The sequence below is a fragment of the Paenibacillus barcinonensis genome (genome assembly GCF_003217495.1).
Taxonomy (GTDB): Bacteria; Bacillota; Bacilli; order Paenibacillales; family Paenibacillaceae; genus Paenibacillus; species Paenibacillus barcinonensis.
On the sequence record NZ_QJSW01000040.1, the window covers coordinates 1 to 21,255 of the forward strand.

The 21,255-nt window shown below is 52.3% G+C and carries 5 protein-coding genes; all 5 read left to right on the top strand.

Annotation, left to right across the window (positions count from 1 at the left end):
• Positions 1 to 1,587, top strand: a 1,587-nt coding sequence (locus DFQ00_RS28055) for a condensation domain-containing protein (RefSeq protein ID WP_244214021.1), incomplete at its 5' end; no start/stop codon positions are given.
• 153 nt (positions 1,588 to 1,740) lie between these two features.
• Positions 1,741 to 5,022 carry a non-ribosomal peptide synthetase gene (locus tag DFQ00_RS28060; RefSeq protein ID WP_110899692.1) on the top strand — a complete coding sequence of 1,094 codons (3,282 nt, stop codon included), beginning with the start codon at positions 1,741 to 1,743 and terminating at the stop codon, positions 5,020 to 5,022.
• Positions 5,012 to 6,838 carry an ABC transporter ATP-binding protein gene (locus DFQ00_RS28065; RefSeq protein WP_110899693.1) on the top strand — a complete coding sequence of 609 codons (1,827 nt, stop codon included), beginning with the start codon at positions 5,012 to 5,014 and terminating at the stop codon, positions 6,836 to 6,838. The genes DFQ00_RS28060 and DFQ00_RS28065 overlap by 11 nt, the downstream gene beginning before the upstream one ends.
• On the top strand, positions 6,835 to 8,568 hold the full coding sequence (locus DFQ00_RS28070; RefSeq protein ID WP_110899694.1) for an ABC transporter ATP-binding protein: 1,734 nt from the start codon (positions 6,835 to 6,837) through the stop codon (positions 8,566 to 8,568). The genes DFQ00_RS28065 and DFQ00_RS28070 overlap by 4 nt, the downstream gene beginning before the upstream one ends.
• 85 nt (positions 8,569 to 8,653) lie before the next feature.
• Positions 8,654 to 21,255, top strand: a 12,602-nt coding sequence (locus DFQ00_RS28075) for a non-ribosomal peptide synthetase (RefSeq protein ID WP_110899695.1), incomplete at its 3' end; no start/stop codon positions are given.

Below are 21,255 nucleotides of genomic sequence, written 5' to 3' on the forward strand. Positions count from 1 at the left end.
ACGAAGCTGGTGGCGATCTGGCAGGACGTGCTGGGGCTTGGGAAGCAGATTGGCGTTCATGATAACTTCTTCGACCTTGGCGGGCATTCCCTGCGCGCGACAACGCTGGCAGGCAAGGTATTCAAGGAATTAAACGTCAACCTGCCGCTGCGCGACGTATTCCGTCACTCGACGATTGCGGCGATGGCGGAGGCAATCACCCGGATGGAACGGCAGGAGCATGAAGCCATTCCTCAAGCGGAGGAGAGGGAGTATTATCCTCTGTCTTCCGCGCAGAAGCGGCTATTCATTCAGCACACGCTGGATGGAGCGGATCAGCTGTACAACATGCCGGAACTTGTGCAACTGGAAGGTGAGTTTGATTTAGAACGGCTGGAAGCCGCTTTGCACAAATTAATCCTACGACATGAATCGCTGCGTACCGGTTTTGAGCTTGTGAAGGGAGAAGCGGTTCAGCGGATTTACCCGCAGGTCGATTTTGCTATTGAGCATCATCAAGCGAATCAAGAGGATGCGGCTCAAATCGAGCAGATCATCCGCAGCTTCGTTCGTCCGTTTGATCTCGTCAAGCCGCCTCTGCTGCGCGCCGGGGTTATCAAACTGGAGTCTGACCTTCATATTCTCCTTTTCGATATACACCATATTGTGTCCGACGGCGTATCTATGGCGATTGTGATGGAGGAGTTCTCGAGTTTCTACGCCGGGGAAGAACTGCCGCCACTGCGTATTCAATACAAGGATTATGCGGTGTGGCAGCATTCGAAGGCCTACCAAGAGCGGATTGGGCGTCAGGAAGCCTATTGGCTGCAAACCTTCGAAGGCGAGCTGCCTACGGCGGAGCTGCCGATGGACTATGAACGATCTGCAGTTCGCAGCTACGAAGGTGCGCATCTGGAGTTCGACGTTGAGGCTTCACTCTTTGCGCGATTGCGTGAAATGGCAGCCGAGCGTGAAAGCACGCTGTTTATGGTGCTGCTTGCAGCGTATACCGTGTTGCTGTCCAAGTACAGCGGTCAGGAGGACTTGATCGTGGGCACTCCGGTGGCAGGAAGAACAAACGTCGATTTGGAGCCGGTCCTTGGCATGTTTGTTAATACGCTGGCGCTCCGTAATCGTCCGTTGGGCAACAAAACGTTCTTGTCCTACCTGGAAGAAGTAAAGGGAACGGCTTTGGGGGCGTTTGAGAACCAGGATTACCCGTTCGAGGAACTTGTGGAGCGTTTGAATGTGAAGCGGGAGCCGGGCCGATTCCCACTGTTCGATGCTGTCTTCGACCTGCAAAATATCGAAGAACGAGACGCCGAACTGGAAGGCATCAGCCTAAAAAATTACGAGCTTGACCAGTTGGAGGAAGCAAAGTTTGATCTCACGCTGTTTATGTATGAAAACAATGGGGCGCTGAGCGGTGGCTTTTTCTACGCCACCAAGCTGTTCAAAGAAACGATGATTCGTACCTTGACCGAGGATTACCTATGGATACTGTCTCAAATCGTGGAAAATCCACAACTGGAGCTGAGCCGGATCGAATGTCATAAACCGGCATCAGGAGCAAAGAGTGCCGTGGATACGATCGAATTTGCTTTCTAATGTTACAAGTGCGCCTCCGTCATCAAGCGACAGCGGCGTGTATCCCAAGGAAGACACGAACAACATGCACGCCCCTGAACGCGCAGGTCAAAAGCAAGCTTTTTCAGACCTGCGCCGGGGTATGCGGTCACTTCATTTTTAGGGGAGGTACGAATGAAATCTTTATTTGAAAAGGAAGAACGGTACTGGAGCGGCAAGTTTGACGCAGAAGATAGCCTAAGCTTTCTTCCATACAGTCAATCCTCCAAGTTATTCAAGGGCGGAGAAGCAGCGTCCAAGCCGTGCTTGCTTCACCGTACGCTGCCGAGCGAACTTTCGGAGAAAATGATTCGCCTCGCCAATGGTTCGGATTTGGCTTTGTACATGATAGCTCTGGCAGGCGTCAAAGGCCTGCTGTTTAAGTATACCGGGCGGGATCAAGTGCTGGTCGGTATGCCTTCTTATAGCGCAGACCAAGGCGAGACGCCGCCCCCACATGACTTTTTAGTGATCAAGACGTCTGTAAACCACCAAACTACGTTGAAAACGTTGCTTGGAGGCATCAAAGCCTCTATCAGCGAGGCGCTGGAGCATCAGCACTTGCCTTTTCGAAAAATGGTAGAGCCGCTCCATCTGGACTATACGGGGAATGGCCTACCAGTCGTCAACACCATCGTATCCTTCGCCCCGATTCATCCGGGACCGCTGGATAAGCATGTGGAGTCCGACACCGTTTTTCGCTTCGACCGCCACAACCACTCCATTGAGCTGGAAATAAGCTTTGACGGACAGCGGTACGAGCGGGCATTTATGGAACAGGCGGCCGACCATCTTGTTCGGTTGCTGTCCGAGCTTTTATTTCAGCCGGATCTGGAGCTTGGACAAGCTGATATGCTGTTTCCAGTCGAGCGGGAGAAGCTGCTCAAGGGATTTAATGACACCGAAACCGAGTTCGAGCGAGGGAAGACGATCCATGGCTTGTTCGAGGAGCAAGCGGAGCATTACCCGGATAACGTGGCCGTTGTCATGAACGAGCAGCAATTGACCTACCGCGAGCTGAACGAGCGATCCAACCGCCTTGCGCGGAAGCTGCGGGAGAAAGGAGTTGAAGCAGACCAGCTGGTGGTGATTCTGGTCGAACGCTCGCTTGATATGGTTGTCGGCATTCTGGCAATTCTTAAAGCTGGCGGAGCCTTCGTGCCTGTCGATCCCGACTACCCGGAGGAGCGCATCCGCTTCATGATCGAGGATTCAGGAGCACCGTTATTGCTAATACAAAAGCATCTGCACGAGAAGACCGACTTTGCAGGAGCACGCCTTGAATTAGACGATTATGTTTGGGGCGATAGCCTGGCGGACTCCACTGGTGTGCTGGATGCTTCGAATCTGGAGCCGGCCAGCGGTCCGAATGATCTGGCTTATGTCATCTATACATCAGGTACGACGGGCAATCCCAAAGGGGTCATGCTGGAGCATCGTGGTTTGGTTAGCTTGAAGCTGATGTATGCGGACAGGCTGGGCATCACGGAGCATGACCGAATTGTTCAGTTCGCCAGTTTGTCGTTTGATGCATCCTGCTGGGAAGTGTTCAAAGCGCTCTATTTTGGTGCGACTTTGTACATTCCGACAACCGAAACAATTCTCGACACTCGCCTGTTCGAGAATTATATGAACGAGCATGCGATTACGGCGGCGATTTTGCCTCCGACGTACAGCGCATATTTGAACCCGGACCGCCTTCCCAGTTTAACGAAGCTTGTAACGGGAGGTTCGGCGGTATCGGCTGAATTCGTGCAGCAGTGGAAGGAGAAGGTCCATTATTTTAATGCATACGGCCCAACCGAAGCTTCGATTGTTACGACGCTTTGGGATGCGGAGGAGCAGCAGCCGGAGCGCAGCGTTATTCCGATCGGGCGCCCGCTTGCCAATCACCGGATTTTTATTTTGGATGCTCGTCTGCAGCTTGTGCCTCCGGGAGTGGACGGCGAGCTATGCGTGGCAGGTGTGGGGCTTGCGAGAGGTTACCTGAACCAGCCGGAGCTAACGGCAGAAAAGTTTGTGGAGCATCCGTTTGCGCCGGGAGAACGCCTTTACCGGACGGGGGATCTCGCCCGCTGGCTGTCTGATGGCAACATCGAATACCGGGGGCGAATCGACCATCAGGTGAAAATTCGCGGCTACCGGATCGAAATCGGCGAGATTGAGGAGCAACTGCTGAAGATCGCCGCCGTGCAAGAAGCGGTGGTGCTCGCCCGTGACGACGCGAACGGGGATAAGCAGCTTGTCGCTTATTACGTTGCAGAAAAGAGGCTGGCGGCGCAGGAACTCAAGGAGCAACTCGGAGAGCAGCTTCCGGGGTATATGATTCCTTCTTACCTCGTACAGCTTTCACAGATGCCGCTAACCCTGAACGGAAAAATCGACCGCAAAGCACTGCCCGTGCCGGAGGAAGTCGCCGCTGGAGGAACAGAATATGTCGCGCCAAGAACGTTGCTCGAAATGAAGATTGCTCGCGTCTGGCAGGATGCGCTTGGCGTTCCGCAGGTCGGCGTAAAGGATAATTTTTTTGAGCTGGGCGGCAATTCGTTAAGTCTGATGAGGCTCGTTCAAGCCATTTACGATGAAATGGGAATGGAGATACCGCTGAACCGCCACTTCCAACATGTAACCGTTGAAGCTATGGCTCTAGGAGAGGGGGATTTGGGGCTTGATAAAGGGGGTGACTCCTTCATTAAGCTGAATAAAGCCGGGGAGCTGAATGTGTTCTGTTTTCCTCCAGGCAGTGGTTTCGGTATGGGTTACCGAGAGCTCGCAAGCAGGCTAGACGGCCGATTCGTGCTCTATGGCATTGATTTTATTGACGATACTGCGGATTACGAGCTGATGCTGAACCGTTATGTTGACGAGATTGTGCGCATCCAGCCGAAGGGGCCTTACGTGCTGCTTGGATACTGTTTTGGAGGCAATCTGACGTTTGAGGTAGCAAAAACGATGGAGAAAAGAGGATATTCCGTAACAGACGTGCTTATGGTGGACTCGTGGATTAAGGACACGCTGACGCCTCCAGAAACGTCGGAGAAAGAGCTTGAAGAAATGCTTGCGGATTTCGATGAAGAAGAGCAGGAATTAATGAGCAATCCGCTCATGCGGGAGCGGGTTTATCGGAAGATCAAAGCGACCTTGACATACGAAGCGCAGCTTATTAATTCCGGCACGATTGCAGCTCGGATTTACGAGCTGATTGCAACGGACAGCGAAGTGTTTCGACGGGAGCACCAATTGCCGTCCTGGCAGAGGGCAACGACGCAGGCCTACACTGATTACCGGCTGGAGGGCGCGCACGAGGAATTGTTGGAAATTGCACGCGTGGATGAAACGGCCGTGGTTATCCGGGACATTCTGGGGCAAGTCAAGCGGCAGATTGAAGCGGAGGCCAAGGTACTGCATGGAAGCTGAACAGCAGCCGCTTGTACATGAACAAGGCACAGCAGCGCCCTCCAGGCGCCAAACCGCTTACGCGACCTGGAAAGCACTCCGCTGGCTGATGTCTTATGTAAGCCGTCATAAAGGCTGGATGATCGTGGGTACCTCGTCCGCCATTGCCGCCGCAATTATTGAAATATGGACGGGAAGTTTGATTGAGCAGTTGACCACTCAGGCTGAGAAGGGGGCAGGGCCAATTGTTCTGCAGATCGTGTACGCGGTCTTTGTGGTCATCTTAATCGGTGTGCCGGCCAAATTTTTCATGAGCTTCGGTGTGGAGCGAAGCAGCGCCTCTGCGGTACAGGATATGCGCAACCATGTCATGCGTCATATCGGCAAACTCCGTGTCTCCTATCTGGAAAAGCAGCACTCCGGCGACGTGTTGTCGAGAATCAACAACGACCTGCAGCTTATTCAGCAGTTTATGATTCGAGACCTCGCCCAGTGGTTCTATCACCCATTGCTGTTCATCGGCTGTTTTGCTTATTTGCTCTACCTCCAATGGGAGCTGATGCTGTACAGTCTGCTGTTATTTCCCTTAGCGCTGCTGGTTTCCCAATGGATTGGCAAGCAGCTGGAACGATTGACGGAGGAAGCGCAGGCGAACATGGGGCGAATGAATGTCAATCTTCAGGATACGCTTGGGGGTATGCCCATTGTAAAAAGCTATCTGTTGTCCGGTATGTTATCTCGTTCTTACCAACAGCTACTGCAATTGACAGCCCAGAAAAAGCTGGCTGTGAAAAAGCGCGAAGCCTGGGTCAACCCGCTGCTTTCCACGCTGATGATCAGCCCGATCATTTTCGCTGTCAGTTACGGAAGTTATTTGATCTACCAAGGGCAGTTAGGCGCTGGAGAACTGGTCGCCTTCCTGTACTTGCTAAATCTGTGTCTGGAGCCGCTGGAGCATATTCCTGAGCTCATTACACGTACATTCGAAATGACCGGTGCCCTGAGAAGGGTCTCCGAAATCGTCGAACAGCCTACCGAAACGGAAAATGGCCGTTCGCTGCCGAAAGTAAGCGCCGCTCCCATCGAGTTCCAAGACGTAACCTTCGGGTATGAGGAAAATTCCCCGATCCTGCGGCATGTTAGCTTCGCGGTGCCGGAAGGCAAGACGATTGCGCTCGTCGGAGCAAGTGGTGGAGGAAAGAGCACGGTGTTTAAGCTGGTATGCGGTTTTTATCCGCTTGCGGAGAATCAGGGCGAGATCCGTGTGTTCGGTAGCCTGATCGAGGGAGCTGATCCAGAGCAGCTTCGGTCACATTTTTCTGTAGTTACTCAGGATTCGTATTTGTTTAGCGGCACGATTGCCGAGAATATCGGTTATGGGCGGGAAGGGGCGCCCATGGAGGCAATCATTGAGGCTGCAAAAGCGGCTCAGGCGCATTCCTTCATTATGCAGCTTTCTGATGGCTACCAGACGTATGTTGGAGAGCGCGGAGGATTTTTGTCCGGCGGGCAGCGTCAGCGTATTGCAATCGCCCGGGCTTTCCTGAAGAATGCTCCCGTTCTGCTGCTGGACGAGCCCACGTCGGCTCTTGATCCAGAGTCGGAAAGCGCGGTTCAGGAGGCGCTAGGCATATTAATGAAGCAGAGAACAACGATGGTGATTGCTCACCGGCTCTCTACAGTGCAAAACGCCGACGAAATTTGGGTCATGGAACAAGGAAAGATTGTTGAAAAGGGCACTCATGAACAATTGTTGCAGATGAAGGGAATGTATGCCCAGTCGTACTATCAGGAATTTACCGAGTCCGCCGAACGCAGGGAGGTGTCGTACACATGAAAAAGGGCGGAAGGCTCTCGCAAGTAAAAGAACTTGGCTATCTGCTGACGTTTATGAACCGCAAGCACAAAATCCAGTACGCCACTGGCCTGGCTGTGACGGCCCTCACCCAGACATTATTCCTGATCGCCTTCAGCTTGGTCGTACATAATCTCGTTAATTTCGCCGTGTCCCGAGATACGTCCCTGATGGTGGAAGCCTTCATTATTTTGGGCGCGGCCCTGTTCCTTGAAAATATGATCTCTCCCTGGTTCATTTACTTGTACCAGCGCAGTGTTGAGCTGACTGTGCTGAATATCCGTCAACGTCTTTATGACAAGCTGTGCCGGGTACGGCCGAGATTTCTCGAGCAGACGCACCATGGAGATTTACTGTCACGGGTGAACAACGATGTTACAACGGTGGAGTTTACATTTTCGCAGGTATACTTTGTTTTGTTGCTTCAAGTTGTCTTCTGCATCGGCTCCATTGTATCGATGGTATTGATTGATTGGAGATTTGCCGCGGTATCCTTTGTCATTCTGCTGCTTTCCTCCGTGGTCAGCCTGAAATTTGCGCGGGATATTCGTGCCTTGTCGGAACAAGGCTTGCATACGCTCGGTAAAATGACCGAAAAATTCAAAGATTTCATGGGTGGCATTCAAATTGTAAAGCTGTTCCGCATCCGCACGATTTATAGCCAGTATGAAGCGCTGAATGAGCAGATGACGCAGATGCTTCGGCAAACGGCGCAGAAGAACGGCATGCAGGCCGCAGTGAACCATTTTATCAGCTACGTCACGTTCTGCGGCATTATTGTCATCGGTAGTCTTCTTTATGCCTACGGCCTAATGGGAATGGGCAGCGTCGCTGCTCTTGCGGTTTTGCAGGTGAATCTGACACATGCTTTGCTGAACTTGGGCATGGTTCTGTCGATGACCCAAAATTCGCTTGCGGGTGCTCATCGGATTCAAGAGGTACTTGGAGAAGAGGAGGAGCCTGAACGCTTGGGCTCTCCCCATAGCGGACTCGTGTCGGAGGCGGCGGTGGAGTTTCGCGATGTACAATTTTCCTATCAGACGGATCAAAAGGTGCTTGTTGACATGTCTATGCAGGTGTTTCCCGGTCAGGTGGCTGCGATCGTGGGAGCCAGCGGAAGCGGCAAAAGTACGCTGATCAAGCTATTGCTCGGCTTTTATCCGGTGGACAGCGGGGAAATTCTGCTCCAAGGCAAGCCATTTGGCCATTACACGCTGGATGAAATTCGCAGGCAGATTGCATACGTTCCGCAGGAGCCATTTTTGTTTACGGGCACAATTGAGGAAAACATTCGCTATGGCAACAAGGAGGCGACGGATGAAGAAGTGATTGCCGCGGCCAAAGCGGCGTATGCGCACCATTTCATTCAGGAACTTCCTGAACAGTATAAAACATCGGTAGGAGAGAGGGGAGCATCGTTGTCAGGTGGACAAAGACAGCGGATTGCGATCGCTCGAGCAATTCTTAAAAATGCCCCGATTCTCCTGCTGGACGAAGCGACCTCCGCACTGGATAACGAATCCCAGCATTGGGTGCAGCAGGCGCTGAACGAATTGATGAAGGAACGCACCACACTTCTGATTGCCCACCGGCTCAGTACTGTGGAACATGCGGATTGGATTGCCGTGATGAATCAAGGCACGGTCGTCGAACGGGGAAGCCATCAGGACCTGCTGGCGCTCGGCGGTTATTACGCCCGAATGTACGGTTAGATCTGCTTAACAACGGGTGGCTTTATGGTGAGATATCGTTGCAAAGTCTATCTACAAACAATCTCTAAAATGGGAGTGTGTCGATGTGAGAGAGAATATCAATGAGCAATATGGATTAACGCAAGCCCAGCGCCGAATATGGTTCATGGAAATTATGAATCCGGGCACGTCCATCACGATGCTTTCCGCGACCTACCAGATTACAGGGGAGATCGACACGCAGCTGCTGGAACAAGCGGCGGCAGAGATCGTCAAAACCTATGACGCCTTCCGAATCCGCATTGGCGGCGATTTGCAACATCCAGTGCAGTGGTTCGAAGAGCCGGAGAATGTGCAAGTCAGAATAAGTCATCTCGAATTAGACACAACCGAACAATTCAATGCCTGGGTAAAAGAAGTCAGTGAAAAACCGGTTAGCGTGTTTGACGAAAACCTCCACCAATTTACGATTATCCATTTTGCGAACGGCCAAGTATCGCTCAATTTAACAATAAATCATATTATCGCGGATGGTTTGTCCGTCACGGGTTTGCTGCATGCGGTGATGGAAAAATATCTCGAACTGCGCAAAGGCATCTCTGGCAGTTATCAAGCCCCTTCCTATCGGGATTATATTTTAGCAGAACGTGAATATGAGCAATCACAGCGTTATCAAAAAGGCAAGGAATACTGGCTGACAAAGTACAGTACTTTGCCTGAAACGACAGGCATCAAATCTGTTCCACCATTCTCAATCGGTAGCGAATCCGATAAACAATCCGTTATGTTGGATGGCTCGCGGTATGAACGCATTCTGGCTTTCAGTGAACAATATCAGGTCAGCTTATATACGTTGTTTCTGTCCGCTATGTATGCCTTGCTGTACAAGTTAACCGATAGCACCGATGTTCCGGTCGGCACAGTTTTTGCCAATCGTACGAGCAAGAAGGAAAAAGAGACGATCGGCATGTTCGTCAGCACCGTGGCTACGCGAATTGGTCTGAATCCGGAGGGGTCCCTGCTTTCGTTGATCCAAACGGTTTCCAAGGAAAATACGGCGGATCTGCGACATCAGAAATATCCATACAATCAATTGATTCAGGACTTGCGAGAACAGCATGGCCGCAACGATCTTTCGGAGCTGTTCCGCACGTCTGTAGAATATCTGCCTTTGAAAATTGTGGAGTTCGAAGAAATCAAGGTACGCCTGGAGGCTCACTTTGCCAGACATGAGATGGATGATTTACTGCTGCGTTTCGACCATATGTTGAACGAAGGCCATGTCATTCTCCATGCTTCTTATCGTACCGGCCTGTTCGAGAAGGCCGAGATTGATCGGATTATGGAACAGTATGTAACCGTTCTGGACCAGTTTCTTCAGACTCCTGAACTGTCGGTACGCGAGATTTCTCTGCTGAGCGATGAGGAAAGATACCGTATTCTTCACATGTACAACCCGGGAGTGGCAGGAATGAGCGAGGGAGAAGCGTTCCATCGACATGTTGAAAAGTTTGCCCGGGACATTCCGAATCATCCGGCGGTTGTCTACATGGACAAACAGCTGACTTACGGCGAATTAAATGAACGGGCCGACACTCTTGCTGCGCTCCTTCGTCAACAGGGCGTAGGCAGGGAGACGATTACGGGAATCTGGGCAGAACGTTCGGTGGAACTGCTGGTCGGGGTGCTTGCCGTCTGGAAAGCTGGCGGGGCCTATGTGCCACTGGACCCGGATTATCCGGCAGAGCGGATTGAATATATGCTGAGCGATAGTGAAGCATCGGTGCTGCTTACGCAACGTCATCTGATGGAGCGGGCCGGAGGCTGGCTGGCTGATGACCGGCTCAAGCTTCAAGCGGTCTATGCGATGGACGATGAACAGATGTATAACATAGATGCTTTATCCGCGGAATTTAAATCTGCCGACAGCGCCCCGCAAGATCTGGCTTATGTCATTTACACCTCGGGTACGACGGGACGCCCGAAAGGCGTCATGATTGAGCACGGTAGTCTTATGAATACGGCGGATGCGTACCGTCGCGAGTATCAATTGGATCAGTTCCCGGTGCGGTTGCTTCAGCTCGCCAGTTTCTCGTTTGATGTGTTCGTTGGAGACATTGCTCGGACGCTGTATAACGGAGGTACGATGGTGATCGTGCCAAAAGATGACCGAATTGATCCGAACCGCTTATACGGCTGGATTCAGGAGAAGGACATTACGCTATTCGAATCGACGCCTGCGCTCATTCTGCCGTTCATGCAGCATATCTATGAAGAAGGGCTGGACATCAGCTCCTTGCAGTTGCTGATTACGAGTTCGGATGCTTGTAGTGTCACCGATTACCGCCTGCTGCAGGAGAGATTCGGTGGACAATTCCGAATAATCAACAGCTATGGCGTTACCGAGGCTGCCATTGATAGCAGTTTTTACGATGAGCCGCTGGACAAGCTGCCGCCGTCGGGGCATGTGCCAATCGGCAAAGCTTGGCTGAACGCCCGGTTTTACATTGTCGATGCTGCGTTAAATCCGGTTCCTGTAGGGGTTCCGGGCGAGCTTGTCATCGGAGGCGCGGGGGTAGCACGGGGGTACTGGAACCGTTCGGATCTAACCGCCGAGAAGTTTGTAGATAGCCCATTTGTGCCAGGTGAACGTCTATATCGAACAGGCGATTTGGCTCGGTGGCTGGAAGACGGCAACGTTGACTTCATCGGCCGAATTGACTATCAGGTGAAAATTCGCGGGTTCCGGATCGAACTTGGAGAGATTGAAACGGCTCTGCTGCGTTTCCAGGGCATCCAGCAGGCTGTGGTGACTGACCGCACGGATGAACAGGGGCAAAAGTATTTGTGTGCCTACGTGGCGGGAGAGGGCTCCTTGAAGCCCGGTGAACTGCTGTCTCAATTGAAGCAAGAGCTGCCAGCGCATATGGTTCCCGCCCGGCTGGTGTCACTTGATCAGCTTCCACTCACGCCAAACGGCAAAATTGATCGTAAAGCACTGCCCGAACCTACTGGAGAGATAGAAGCAGGTCGTGAGTATGTGGCTCCCCGTACATCCCTGGAAACAAGACTTGCACTTATGTGGCAGCAGATATTAGGCATTGTGCAAGTTGGAGTCCATGACGATTTCTTTGACCTGGGTGGTCATTCCTTGCGTGCCTCCTCGCTGGTTTCCAAGATTCGAAGAGAACTGCAAGTCGAGGTTCCGCTACGGGACGTTTTCCGTTACACAACCATCGAGCAGCTTGCCCAAAGAATTGGCGGTTTAAAGCAGCAGGAGACGTATGAGATTACCAAGGCGGCAGAGGCTGTGTACTATCCGGTTTCATCCGAGCAGAAACGTCTGTATGTCCTGCGTCAGCTTGATGCTTCTGAGCGAAGCTACAATATGTCGGCGGCACTTCTTCTCGAAGGCAAGCTGGATCGTATGCGCGTGGAGTGCGCGTTCCGGGCTCTGATTCAGCGCCATGAGACACTGCGGACCGGGATTGAGCAGGTTCAAGGGGAACTGGTACAGCACATTTATGACGAGGTGGAGTTTGCTGTAGATTATTTCCAGGCAAGCGAGCGGGAAGTGCATGAAGTGGTGGAAGCGTACTATCGTCCGTTTGATCTGACCAAGCCGCCACTTCTCCGTATAGGTCTGATTGAAGTTGCCAAGGATCGCCACATTTTGCTGTTTGATATGCATCATATCGTCTCGGACGGCATTTCAACAGCCGTACTCTTCGACGAGTTCAGCCGCCTGTATCGTGGGGAAGAGCTGGCTCCGCTGCGTATCCAGTACAGAGATTATGCCGTTTGGCAACATTCCGCAGCTTATGGAGAGCTGCTCCAGCCGCAGAAGGCGTACTGGCTTGAGCAGTTATCAGGTGAGCTGCCAGTCTTGGAGCTGCCGACGGACTTCTCGCGCCCTGCGGTGCAAAGCTTTGACGGCCGGACCGTAAAGTTTTATATCGGAAAAGAGCGGACGGAGAAGCTGAAAGAACTGGCGGCACGAACGGGCACAACGCTGTACATGGTGCTGCTGTCGGCTTACTCCATCCTTATGCACAAATATTCGGGTCAGGAAGACTTGATCGTGGGAACACCGATTGCTGGAAGAACGCAGGAAGAAGTGCAGCCGATTGTAGGCATGTTTATCAATACACTGGCGATTCGCAGTCGTCCAGAGCGTTCCAAGCCGTACCTTTCGTATCTGGAAGAAATCAAGGACATCACGCTCGGGGCTTTTGAACACCAAAATTATTTATTTGAAGACTTGGTGGAAAGTCTTCAAATACCGCGCGCGACTAGCCGGAATCCGCTCTTTGATACGTTCTTCTCTCTGCAAAATACGGAGAACGAGCAAATTATCATTGAGGGGCTGGAGCAATCATTCTACCCGCTGGAAAACAGAACATCCAAGTTCGAACTGCTTCTGGACGTTTCCGAGCTTGATGGTCAGCTCGAATGCCGGTTGGAATATGCTACGGCTGTGTATAAACAGGAAACTGCGGAACGGTTCGCCAGACATTATGACAAGCTGCTCGAAGCCATTACAGCAGCTCCAGACAGTGACATTGCCTCGTTAGACATGCTAACGGAACAAGAAATCCGAGAGCTGCTGCTTGATTTCAACGATTCGGATGCGGACTATCCGCGGCAGGAAACGATTCATGGCCTGTTTGAAGCGCAGGCAGAGCTTTATCCAGACAATGTCGCGGCTGTCATGAACGACCATTCATTGACTTACCGCGAGCTGAACGAGCGATCCAACAGGCTGGCACGGAAGCTGCGGGAGACGGGAGTCGAAGCGGATCAGCTGGTAGCGATTCTGGCCGAACGTTCGCTCGATATGGTTGTCGGCATTCTGGCGATTCTCAAAGCGGGCGGAGCTTACGTGCCTGTTGATCCCGACTATCCCGAGGAGCGTATTGGCTTCATGCTTGAGGATTCGGGCGCACCGTTACTGCTCATTCAAAAGCATCTGCATGAGAAGACGGACTTCGCAGGAATACGTCTTGAATTAGATGATTTCGTTGGGGGAGATAGCGGTGCAGATTCCGCAGATACGCTGATGCTGGAGACTTCAAATCTGGAGCCGATTTCCGGGCCGGGCAATCTGGCTTATGTCATCTACACGTCGGGAACGACCGGTAAACCGAAAGGAACGTTGATCGAGCATAACAATGTCGTGCGTCTCCTGTTCAACGACAAGAACCTGTTCGACTTCGGGCCGTCCGACACGTGGACGCTGTTCCACTCGTTTTGCTTTGATTTTTCCGTCTGGGAAATGTATGGAGCGTTGCTGAACGGAGGCAAGCTGGTCATCGTACCACCGCTCACGGCGAAAAATCCGGGAGAGTTTCTGGCGCTGCTGGGCCGCGAACAGGTCACGATTCTAAATCAGACGCCAACGTATTTTTATCAGCTGCTGCGTGAGGTTTTGGCTGACCATGCGTACGATCTGACGATTCGTAACGTCATCTTCGGGGGGGAAGCACTCAGTCCATTGCTGCTCAAGGGTTTCAAGACGAAGTACCCGGAGACAAAGCTAATCAACATGTACGGCATTACGGAGACGACGGTTCACGTAACGTATAAGGAGATCACATGGGTCGAAATTGAAGCAGCAAAGAGTAATATCGGTAAGCCGATTCCAACGCTGCGTGTGTACGTGCTGGATGAAAATCGCCGCCCAGTGCCGATTGGTGTAGCGGGCGAAATGTACGTGGCCGGGGAAGGTCTGGCGAGAGGCTACCTGAACCGTCCAGAGCTGACGGCGGAGAAATTCGTCGATTCCCCGTTTGCGGAGGGGGAAAAGCTGTACCGTTCAGGCGACTTGGCAGCTTGGCTGCCCGATGGCAACATCGAATATCTGGGACGGATCGACCATCAGGTCAAAATTCGCGGATACCGCATCGAGCTGGATGAAGTCGAGACAAAGCTACTGAACGTCCGGGGCGTGGAAGAAGCGGTAGTGCTCGCCCGTCAGGACGACGGAGGTGAGAAGGCACTTGTCGCCTATCTTGTGGCAGACCGGACACTTACGGTCAGCGCAATGAGAACCGCGCTAGCTCACGTAATGCCGGGTTATATGATCCCGTCGTTCTTCGTGCAGCTGGAGCGTATGCCGCTGACGTCCAACGGCAAAGTAGATCGCAAAGCACTGCCGGAGCCTCAAGGCGGCTTGCAAACGGGCGTTGAATACATAGCGCCGCGGAACACGACGGAGTCCCGACTTGTGAAGATTTGGGAGGAAGTGCTGGGGTACTCCGGCTTTGGCGTCCTAGACAATTTCTTCGAGCTGGGTGGGCACTCCTTGCGGGCGACAAACCTTGTCAGCAGAATTCGAAAGGAAATGAATGCTGAGCTTCCGCTCCGTGATGTGTTCCGCTATACGACGGTGGAGTCGATGGCTGGAGTGATTGCCGGCCTGGAAGAAACAAAGCACAGCTCGATTCCGAAAGCGGAAGAGAAGGCATATTATCCGGTTTCCTCTGCGCAAAAAAGATTATACGTTCTGCACCAGCTAGATAGCTTGGAGCTGAATTACAATCTGCCAAGCGCCTTGCAGTTAGTAGGGACCTTGAACGAGGCCAAGGTGGAAGCGGCGCTGAATACTTTGGTGGCCCGGCACGATATGCTGCGCACCGGCTTTGAAGTGGTGAATGGGGAGCCAGTTCAGCGTATATATCCGCACGTGGCTTTCAAGGTAAAGAAGCTTCAGGCCAGCGAAGATCAGGTTGGGGGCATTCTTGAGGCCTTCATTCAGCCTTTTGACTTGACCCGTCCGCCTTTGCTGCGTGCCCTGTTAATTGAACTGGCTGAAGAGAAATTCCTGCTTGCGCTGGATATTCATCATATTGGTTCCGATGGACTGTCGATGGATGTACTGCTGCGTGAATTCGTGTGTCTCTACAATGGGGAAGAGTTGCCAGAGCTACGGATTCAATACAAGGATTATGCCGTTTGGCAGCAATCTGAGAAGCAGCGTCAAAATATTAAACAGCAGGGGGAATACTGGCGGGAGGTATTCAGATCCGAACTTCCGGTGCTTGAACTGCCTCTTGACTTCTCCCGCCCTGCCGTGCAGCAGTTTGAAGGGCACACACTCACATTTACACTGGATGCGGTGAAAGGGGAAGCTCTTAAACAGCTTGCCAGTGATTCAGGGACAACGCTGTACATGCTCCTGCTAGCTGCGTACTCCATATTGCTTCATAAATACGCGGGACAGGAAGATATCGTGATTGGCACTCCGATTGCCGCCCGTTCTCACGCTGACCTGCAGCCGATTATTGGCATGTTTGTCAACACGCTGGCCCTTCGCTTGGGTCCGGCGGCAGAGCGGACGTTCCTGGACTACTTGCAGGAAGTGAAGGAAACGACGCTTGGAGCCTATGAGCATCAGGATTATCCGTTTGAGCAGCTGGTAGAGGATCTTCAGGTGCCCCGTGATTTAAGCCGGAACCCACTGTTTGATACGATGTTTTCATTGCAAAAGCACGAAAGTCTCGATTTTATGCTGGAAGGCTTGCAATGGTCGTTGTTTGACATCGAGGAAAAGACAGCAAAATTTGATCTCAGCCTGGATATTGTGGAAGCAGATAACGAGTTGGTGTGCAAGATCGAGTACGCTACCTCATTGTTTAGATCGGAAACGATGGTCAGGCTGGCGGGTCATTACGAACAGCTCCTGATGTCGATTCTGGCTCAGCCGGATGCACATATTGCAGATCTGGATATTGTAACAGGCAGTGAAAAACATGATTTACTGGTCGGATTTGACGTATCATGCTCGTCTCATGCGGAGCAACCCGCTGTAATGGATGCCAGCCTGGAAAGGGATGAGCTTTGTGAGTTGCGTTGGAGAGAGAGCACGTTCCATGAGCTGTTCGAGCGGCAGGTGCAGCTTACTCCGGGTACGCTGGCGGTTGTCTACGAAGACAGCAAGCTGACGTATGCGGAGCTGAATGCTCAAGCAAATCGTCTGGCGTATGTACTGCGGTCACGCGGGGTGAAGCCGGAGCAGGTGGTTGGCATTCTTGCCGATCGTTCGGCGGAGCTGTTGGTCGGGGTACTCGCCGTATGGAAAGCAGGCGGTGCCTATGTACCTCTTGACCCGGACTATCCAGCAGATCGAATCGAATATATGCTCGCGGACAGTGGGGCATCGGTACTGCTCACGCAGACCCGCTTACTGGAGCAAGCAGAGGCCTGGAGTAGAGATGGAGCTCTAGCGCTGCAAACGGTGCTTGCGCTTGACGATGCCGCGACGTATAGTCTCGGAGCTTTGGAAACAGCTGTGAGCTTACAAGCGGACGTTGAAACAGGGGCACGTGTAGAGGTAGAGGCTTTGACACAAGCAGAGACGGCTGCTGTGGAAACATCTGTCACGTCAGAAGTTGAGCAAAGCGTATTTTCGACAGAATTGGTATCGAATCCGGGAAATGTGAACAAACCAAGTGATCTGGCTTACGTTATCTACACCTCTGGTACGACTGGCCGTCCGAAGGGCGTGGCGGTGGAACACCGCGGCCTTGTGAACACGGCGGAGGGTTACCGCAGAGGATACCGCCTGGATCAGTTCCCGATCCGGCTGCTGCAGCTCGCGAGCTTCTCGTTTGACGTGTTCGTCGGTGATATTGCCCGGACGCTATACAACGGTGGCACCATGGTCATTGTACCTAAAGACGACCGGATTGATCCAACTCGCCTGTACGGCTGGATTCGTGACTACGCTGTGACGGTGTTCGAATCAACACCGGCGCTGATTGTGCCGTTCATGGAGCATGTGTATGCCGAGGATTTGGATCTCAGCTCAATGCAGCTGCTGATTACAAGTTCGGATGCGTGCAGCGTAGCGGATTATCGCACCTTGCAGGAGCGCTTTGGCGCGCAGTTCCGTATTATTAACAGCTACGGTGTTACGGAAGCTGCGATTGATTCCAGCTTCTATGACGAACCGCTGGAGAAGCTGCCGAAGACGGGCAGCGTGCCAATAGGCAAAGCCTGGTTGAATGCCAGATTCTACATCGTGGATGCGAATCTGAAGCCAGTACCGATCGGAGTGCTCGGCGAACTGGTTATCGGTGGAGCAGGTGTGGCTCGTGGTTACTTGAACCGTCCCGATCTGACGGCAGAGAACTTTGTGGATAGCCCGTTCGTTGCCGGGGAGCGACTGTACCGTACGGGAGATCTCGCGCGCTGGATGCCAGACGGCAACGTGGATTTTATCGGTCGGATCGACAATCAGGTGAAAATTCGCGGTTATCGGATCGAGCTAGGTGAGATTGAAGCGACCATGAAAAATGTTGCTGACGTGCGTCAATCGCTTGTCATCGAGCGAATGGACGAGCGAGGGCAGAAATATTTGTGCGGATACGTTGTAGCAGATTCCAGCTTCGATCTGCAAGGGCTTGTGGCCCAGCTGGACGCCGCGCTGCCTGCCCATATGGTACCAGCGCGTATTATGCGCCTGGATCAGATGCCGCTTACGCCGAATGGAAAGATTGACCGTAAAGCACTGCCTGTTCCTGAAGGAGGTATTCGTGCCGAGGTTGCATACACGGCGCCTCGTACTCCTGCCGAGCAAGCACTTGCATCAGTCTGGCAGTCGGTGCTGGGTGTGGATCATGTTGGCACGATGGACAATTTCTTTGCCCTTGGTGGCGATTCGATCAAAGCCTTGCAGGTATCGTCCCGTCTTTTGCAAACGGGGTACAAGCTGGTTATGAAAGATTTATTCCATTACCCGACGATTACCGCGCTCAGTTTGCAACTGCAAAAGGTGGAGAGAACGGCAAGTCAGGCCGAAGTAACGGGAGCGGTCCTTTTTACCCCGATTCAGCGCTGGTTCTTTGAACAAAATCCGGCCGATGTACATCATAGCAACCAAGCGTTCATGCAGTTTTCCAAGCAAGGTTTTGATGAAGAAGCTCTACGCCAGGCGATGCGTCAGCTTATCGTGCATCACGATGCTCTCCGTACGGTTTATCCTCAAACCGAGAACGGTTATACCGCTTGGAATCGCAGCGCCGGAGAGAACGAAGTGCTGTTCGAGCTGGAGGTTGTGAGTTTCAAGGGAGCCCGCGACGTGAAAGAAGCGGTAGAGGCTAAGGCGAATGATATTCAAGCGAGCATTGATCTGGAAAATGGTCCGCTGGTGAAGCTCGGCTTGTTCCGTTGCGACGACGGCGATCATCTGCTCATCGCGATCCATCACTTGGTTGTAGACGGTGTATCTTGGCGGATTCTGCTTGAAGATTTTGCTACTGGCTATGAGCAAGCCATACAAGGTCAGCCAGTGCGTTTGCCGCTCAAAACGGATTCATTCCAAACGTGGGCTAAACAGCTCTCCGATTATGCCAACGGTTCGGCGATGGAAAGTGAAAGAGCGTACTGGCAGCAGATCGAGCAATTGGCTTATGAGCCGCTTCCAAAGGATTTTGAACAAGGCAAGTCCAGGTTGGAGGACAGTGAGCTCTTAACGGTTCGCTGGACAACCGAGGAAACGGAGCAGTTGTTGAAGCAGGCGCATCGTGCTTACCACACGGACATGAATGATCTGTTACTTACTGCACTTGCCCTTGCAGTACAAGCCTGGAGTGGTCAGGAGCGTGTACTGGTGAATCTTGAAGGCCATGGCCGGGAAGAACTGTTGCCCGATGTGGATATTACCCGTACGATAGGCTGGTTTACAAGCCAATTTCCTGTCGTTCTGGAATCGGGTTACGGCGAGACGCTGGGGCATCAGGTGAAACAGGTGAAAGAAAATTTACGCCGCATTCCAAACAAAGGAATGGGTTACGGCATTCTGCGTTATTTGTCGGCACCGCGGGATGGCGAGCGCTTCGTTTTGGAGCCGGAGATCAGCTTTAACTATCTGGGTCAGTTCGATCAGGATTACGAAAGCAGCGGCTCGCAGCCGTCTCCGTTCAGTCCGGGCTCGGATTCAAGTCCGAACGCAGTGATGGATTTTGTGCTCGATATCAACGGTATGGTGTCAGAAGGCGAGCTGGAACTGAGCATTCGTTATGGGAAAACCCAGTATAAACGGGAAACGATCGAGCGCTTGGGCACTCTGCTTCAATCAAGCTTGCGCGAAGTCATCCGTCATTGTCTATCGAAAGAGCGACCAGAGCTTACGCCTAGTGATGTACTGCTTCAAGATGTGACCGTGGAGGAACTGGAGCGGTTGACCGAGCATACGGCAGCGCTTGGCGAACTGGAGAATGTGTATACCCTGACTCCGTTGCAAAAAGGGATGTTATTCCACAGTTTGCTGGATGCCGATTCGGATGCGTACTTCGAACAGGTGACCTTCGATCTGCATGGAAGCCTGAATGTCGAAGCCTTCACTCAAGGGTTGGATACGCTGGTGCAGCGGAATGAAGCGTTGCGGACCAACTTTATGAGCGGTTGGAGAGATGAGCCGATCCAAGTGGTATTCCGCGAGCGGAAGTGTGAGGTGTACTTCAAAGATATTCGCTCGGCAAGCGATAAAAGTCTGAAGCAGACGATAGCTGATTTTGTCAGCGCGGATAAAGCGAACAAGTTCGATCTGGCCCAAGGCTCTCTGATGCGTGTGACCGTTTTGCGTACAGGTGACGAGTCTTACCATGTGATCTGGAGTCATCATCACATTTTGATGGACGGTTGGTGCATGTCCTTTATGATGAAGGAAGTATTCGACACCTACTTTGCGTTCCAAGAGCAGCGGACACTGGAGCTTTCCCCGGTTACTTCGTACTCCCGGTATATCGAATGGCTGGAAGCTCAAGATGCTTCGCAAGCTTCGCGTTACTGGTCCGAATATTTGACGGGGTACGATCAGCAGACCAAGCTGCCGCAGGAGAGAACAAAGCTCAAGCAGCATGCTTTTGAAATGGCTGAAATTGATATGGAGCTCAGCAAGGAGCTGACCGGGCTAATCGAGAGAATGGCCCGCCAGCAGCAGGTGACGCTTAATACGTTCATGCAGACTGTATGGGGACTGGTGCTACAGATATACAACAACAGCGAGGATGTCGTATTTGGCTCCGTCGTATCTGGGCGTCCCGCGGAAATTCCGGGCATCGAAAGCATGATTGGTTTGTTTATTAATACGATTCCGGTTCGTATTCAAGGCAAAGCGGGGGATACAGTGGCCGATATCTTGAGAAAAACTCAGGATCAAGCGCTGGCATCGGCAGCTTATGAAACGTATCCGCTGTTCGAAATCCAGTCGCTCAGTGAGCAAAAGCGAGATTTGATCAACCATATCATGGTCTTTGAAAATTATCCGATGGAAGAACAGATTGAACAGGTCGTCGGTGGTGAGCAGGGAGCGTTACAGATTGCTAATATTCAGTCGCCGGAACAAACGAACTACGATCTGGATATTACCGTCATTCCGGAAGAGCATATTTTGCTGCGGTTTACGTACAATGCGCTGACCTTCAGGGAACAAGACATCCGGCAGATCCATGGTCATTTTGCCAGGGCACTGGAGCAGGCTGCGGTTAATCCGAATATGGGTGTGAGCGAACTTCAGCTGTTGACGGCTACGGAAAAAGAAGAAATGGTCCGCGCGTTTAATCCGGCGCAGCCGGAAGTGGCTCCTGTGGCTACGTTCCACCGACTGTTCGAGGAACAGGCGGGGCACACGCCAGAAGCGGAAGCCGTTGTGTACGAGAACGACCGCCTGACATATGCAGAGCTGAACGTGCGGGCGAATCGCCT

Excerpts from the sequence above, each read along its gene's own strand:
- DFQ00_RS28070 (WP_110899694.1), top strand. The coding sequence starts at position 6,835 with ATGAAAAAGGGCGGAAGGCTCTCGCAAGTAAAAGAACTTGGCTATCTG.
- DFQ00_RS28065 (WP_110899693.1), top strand. The coding sequence starts at position 5,012 with ATGGAAGCTGAACAGCAGCCGCTTGTACATGAACAAGGCACAGCAGCG.
- DFQ00_RS28060 (WP_110899692.1), top strand. The coding sequence starts at position 1,741 with ATGAAATCTTTATTTGAAAAGGAAGAACGGTACTGGAGCGGCAAGTTT.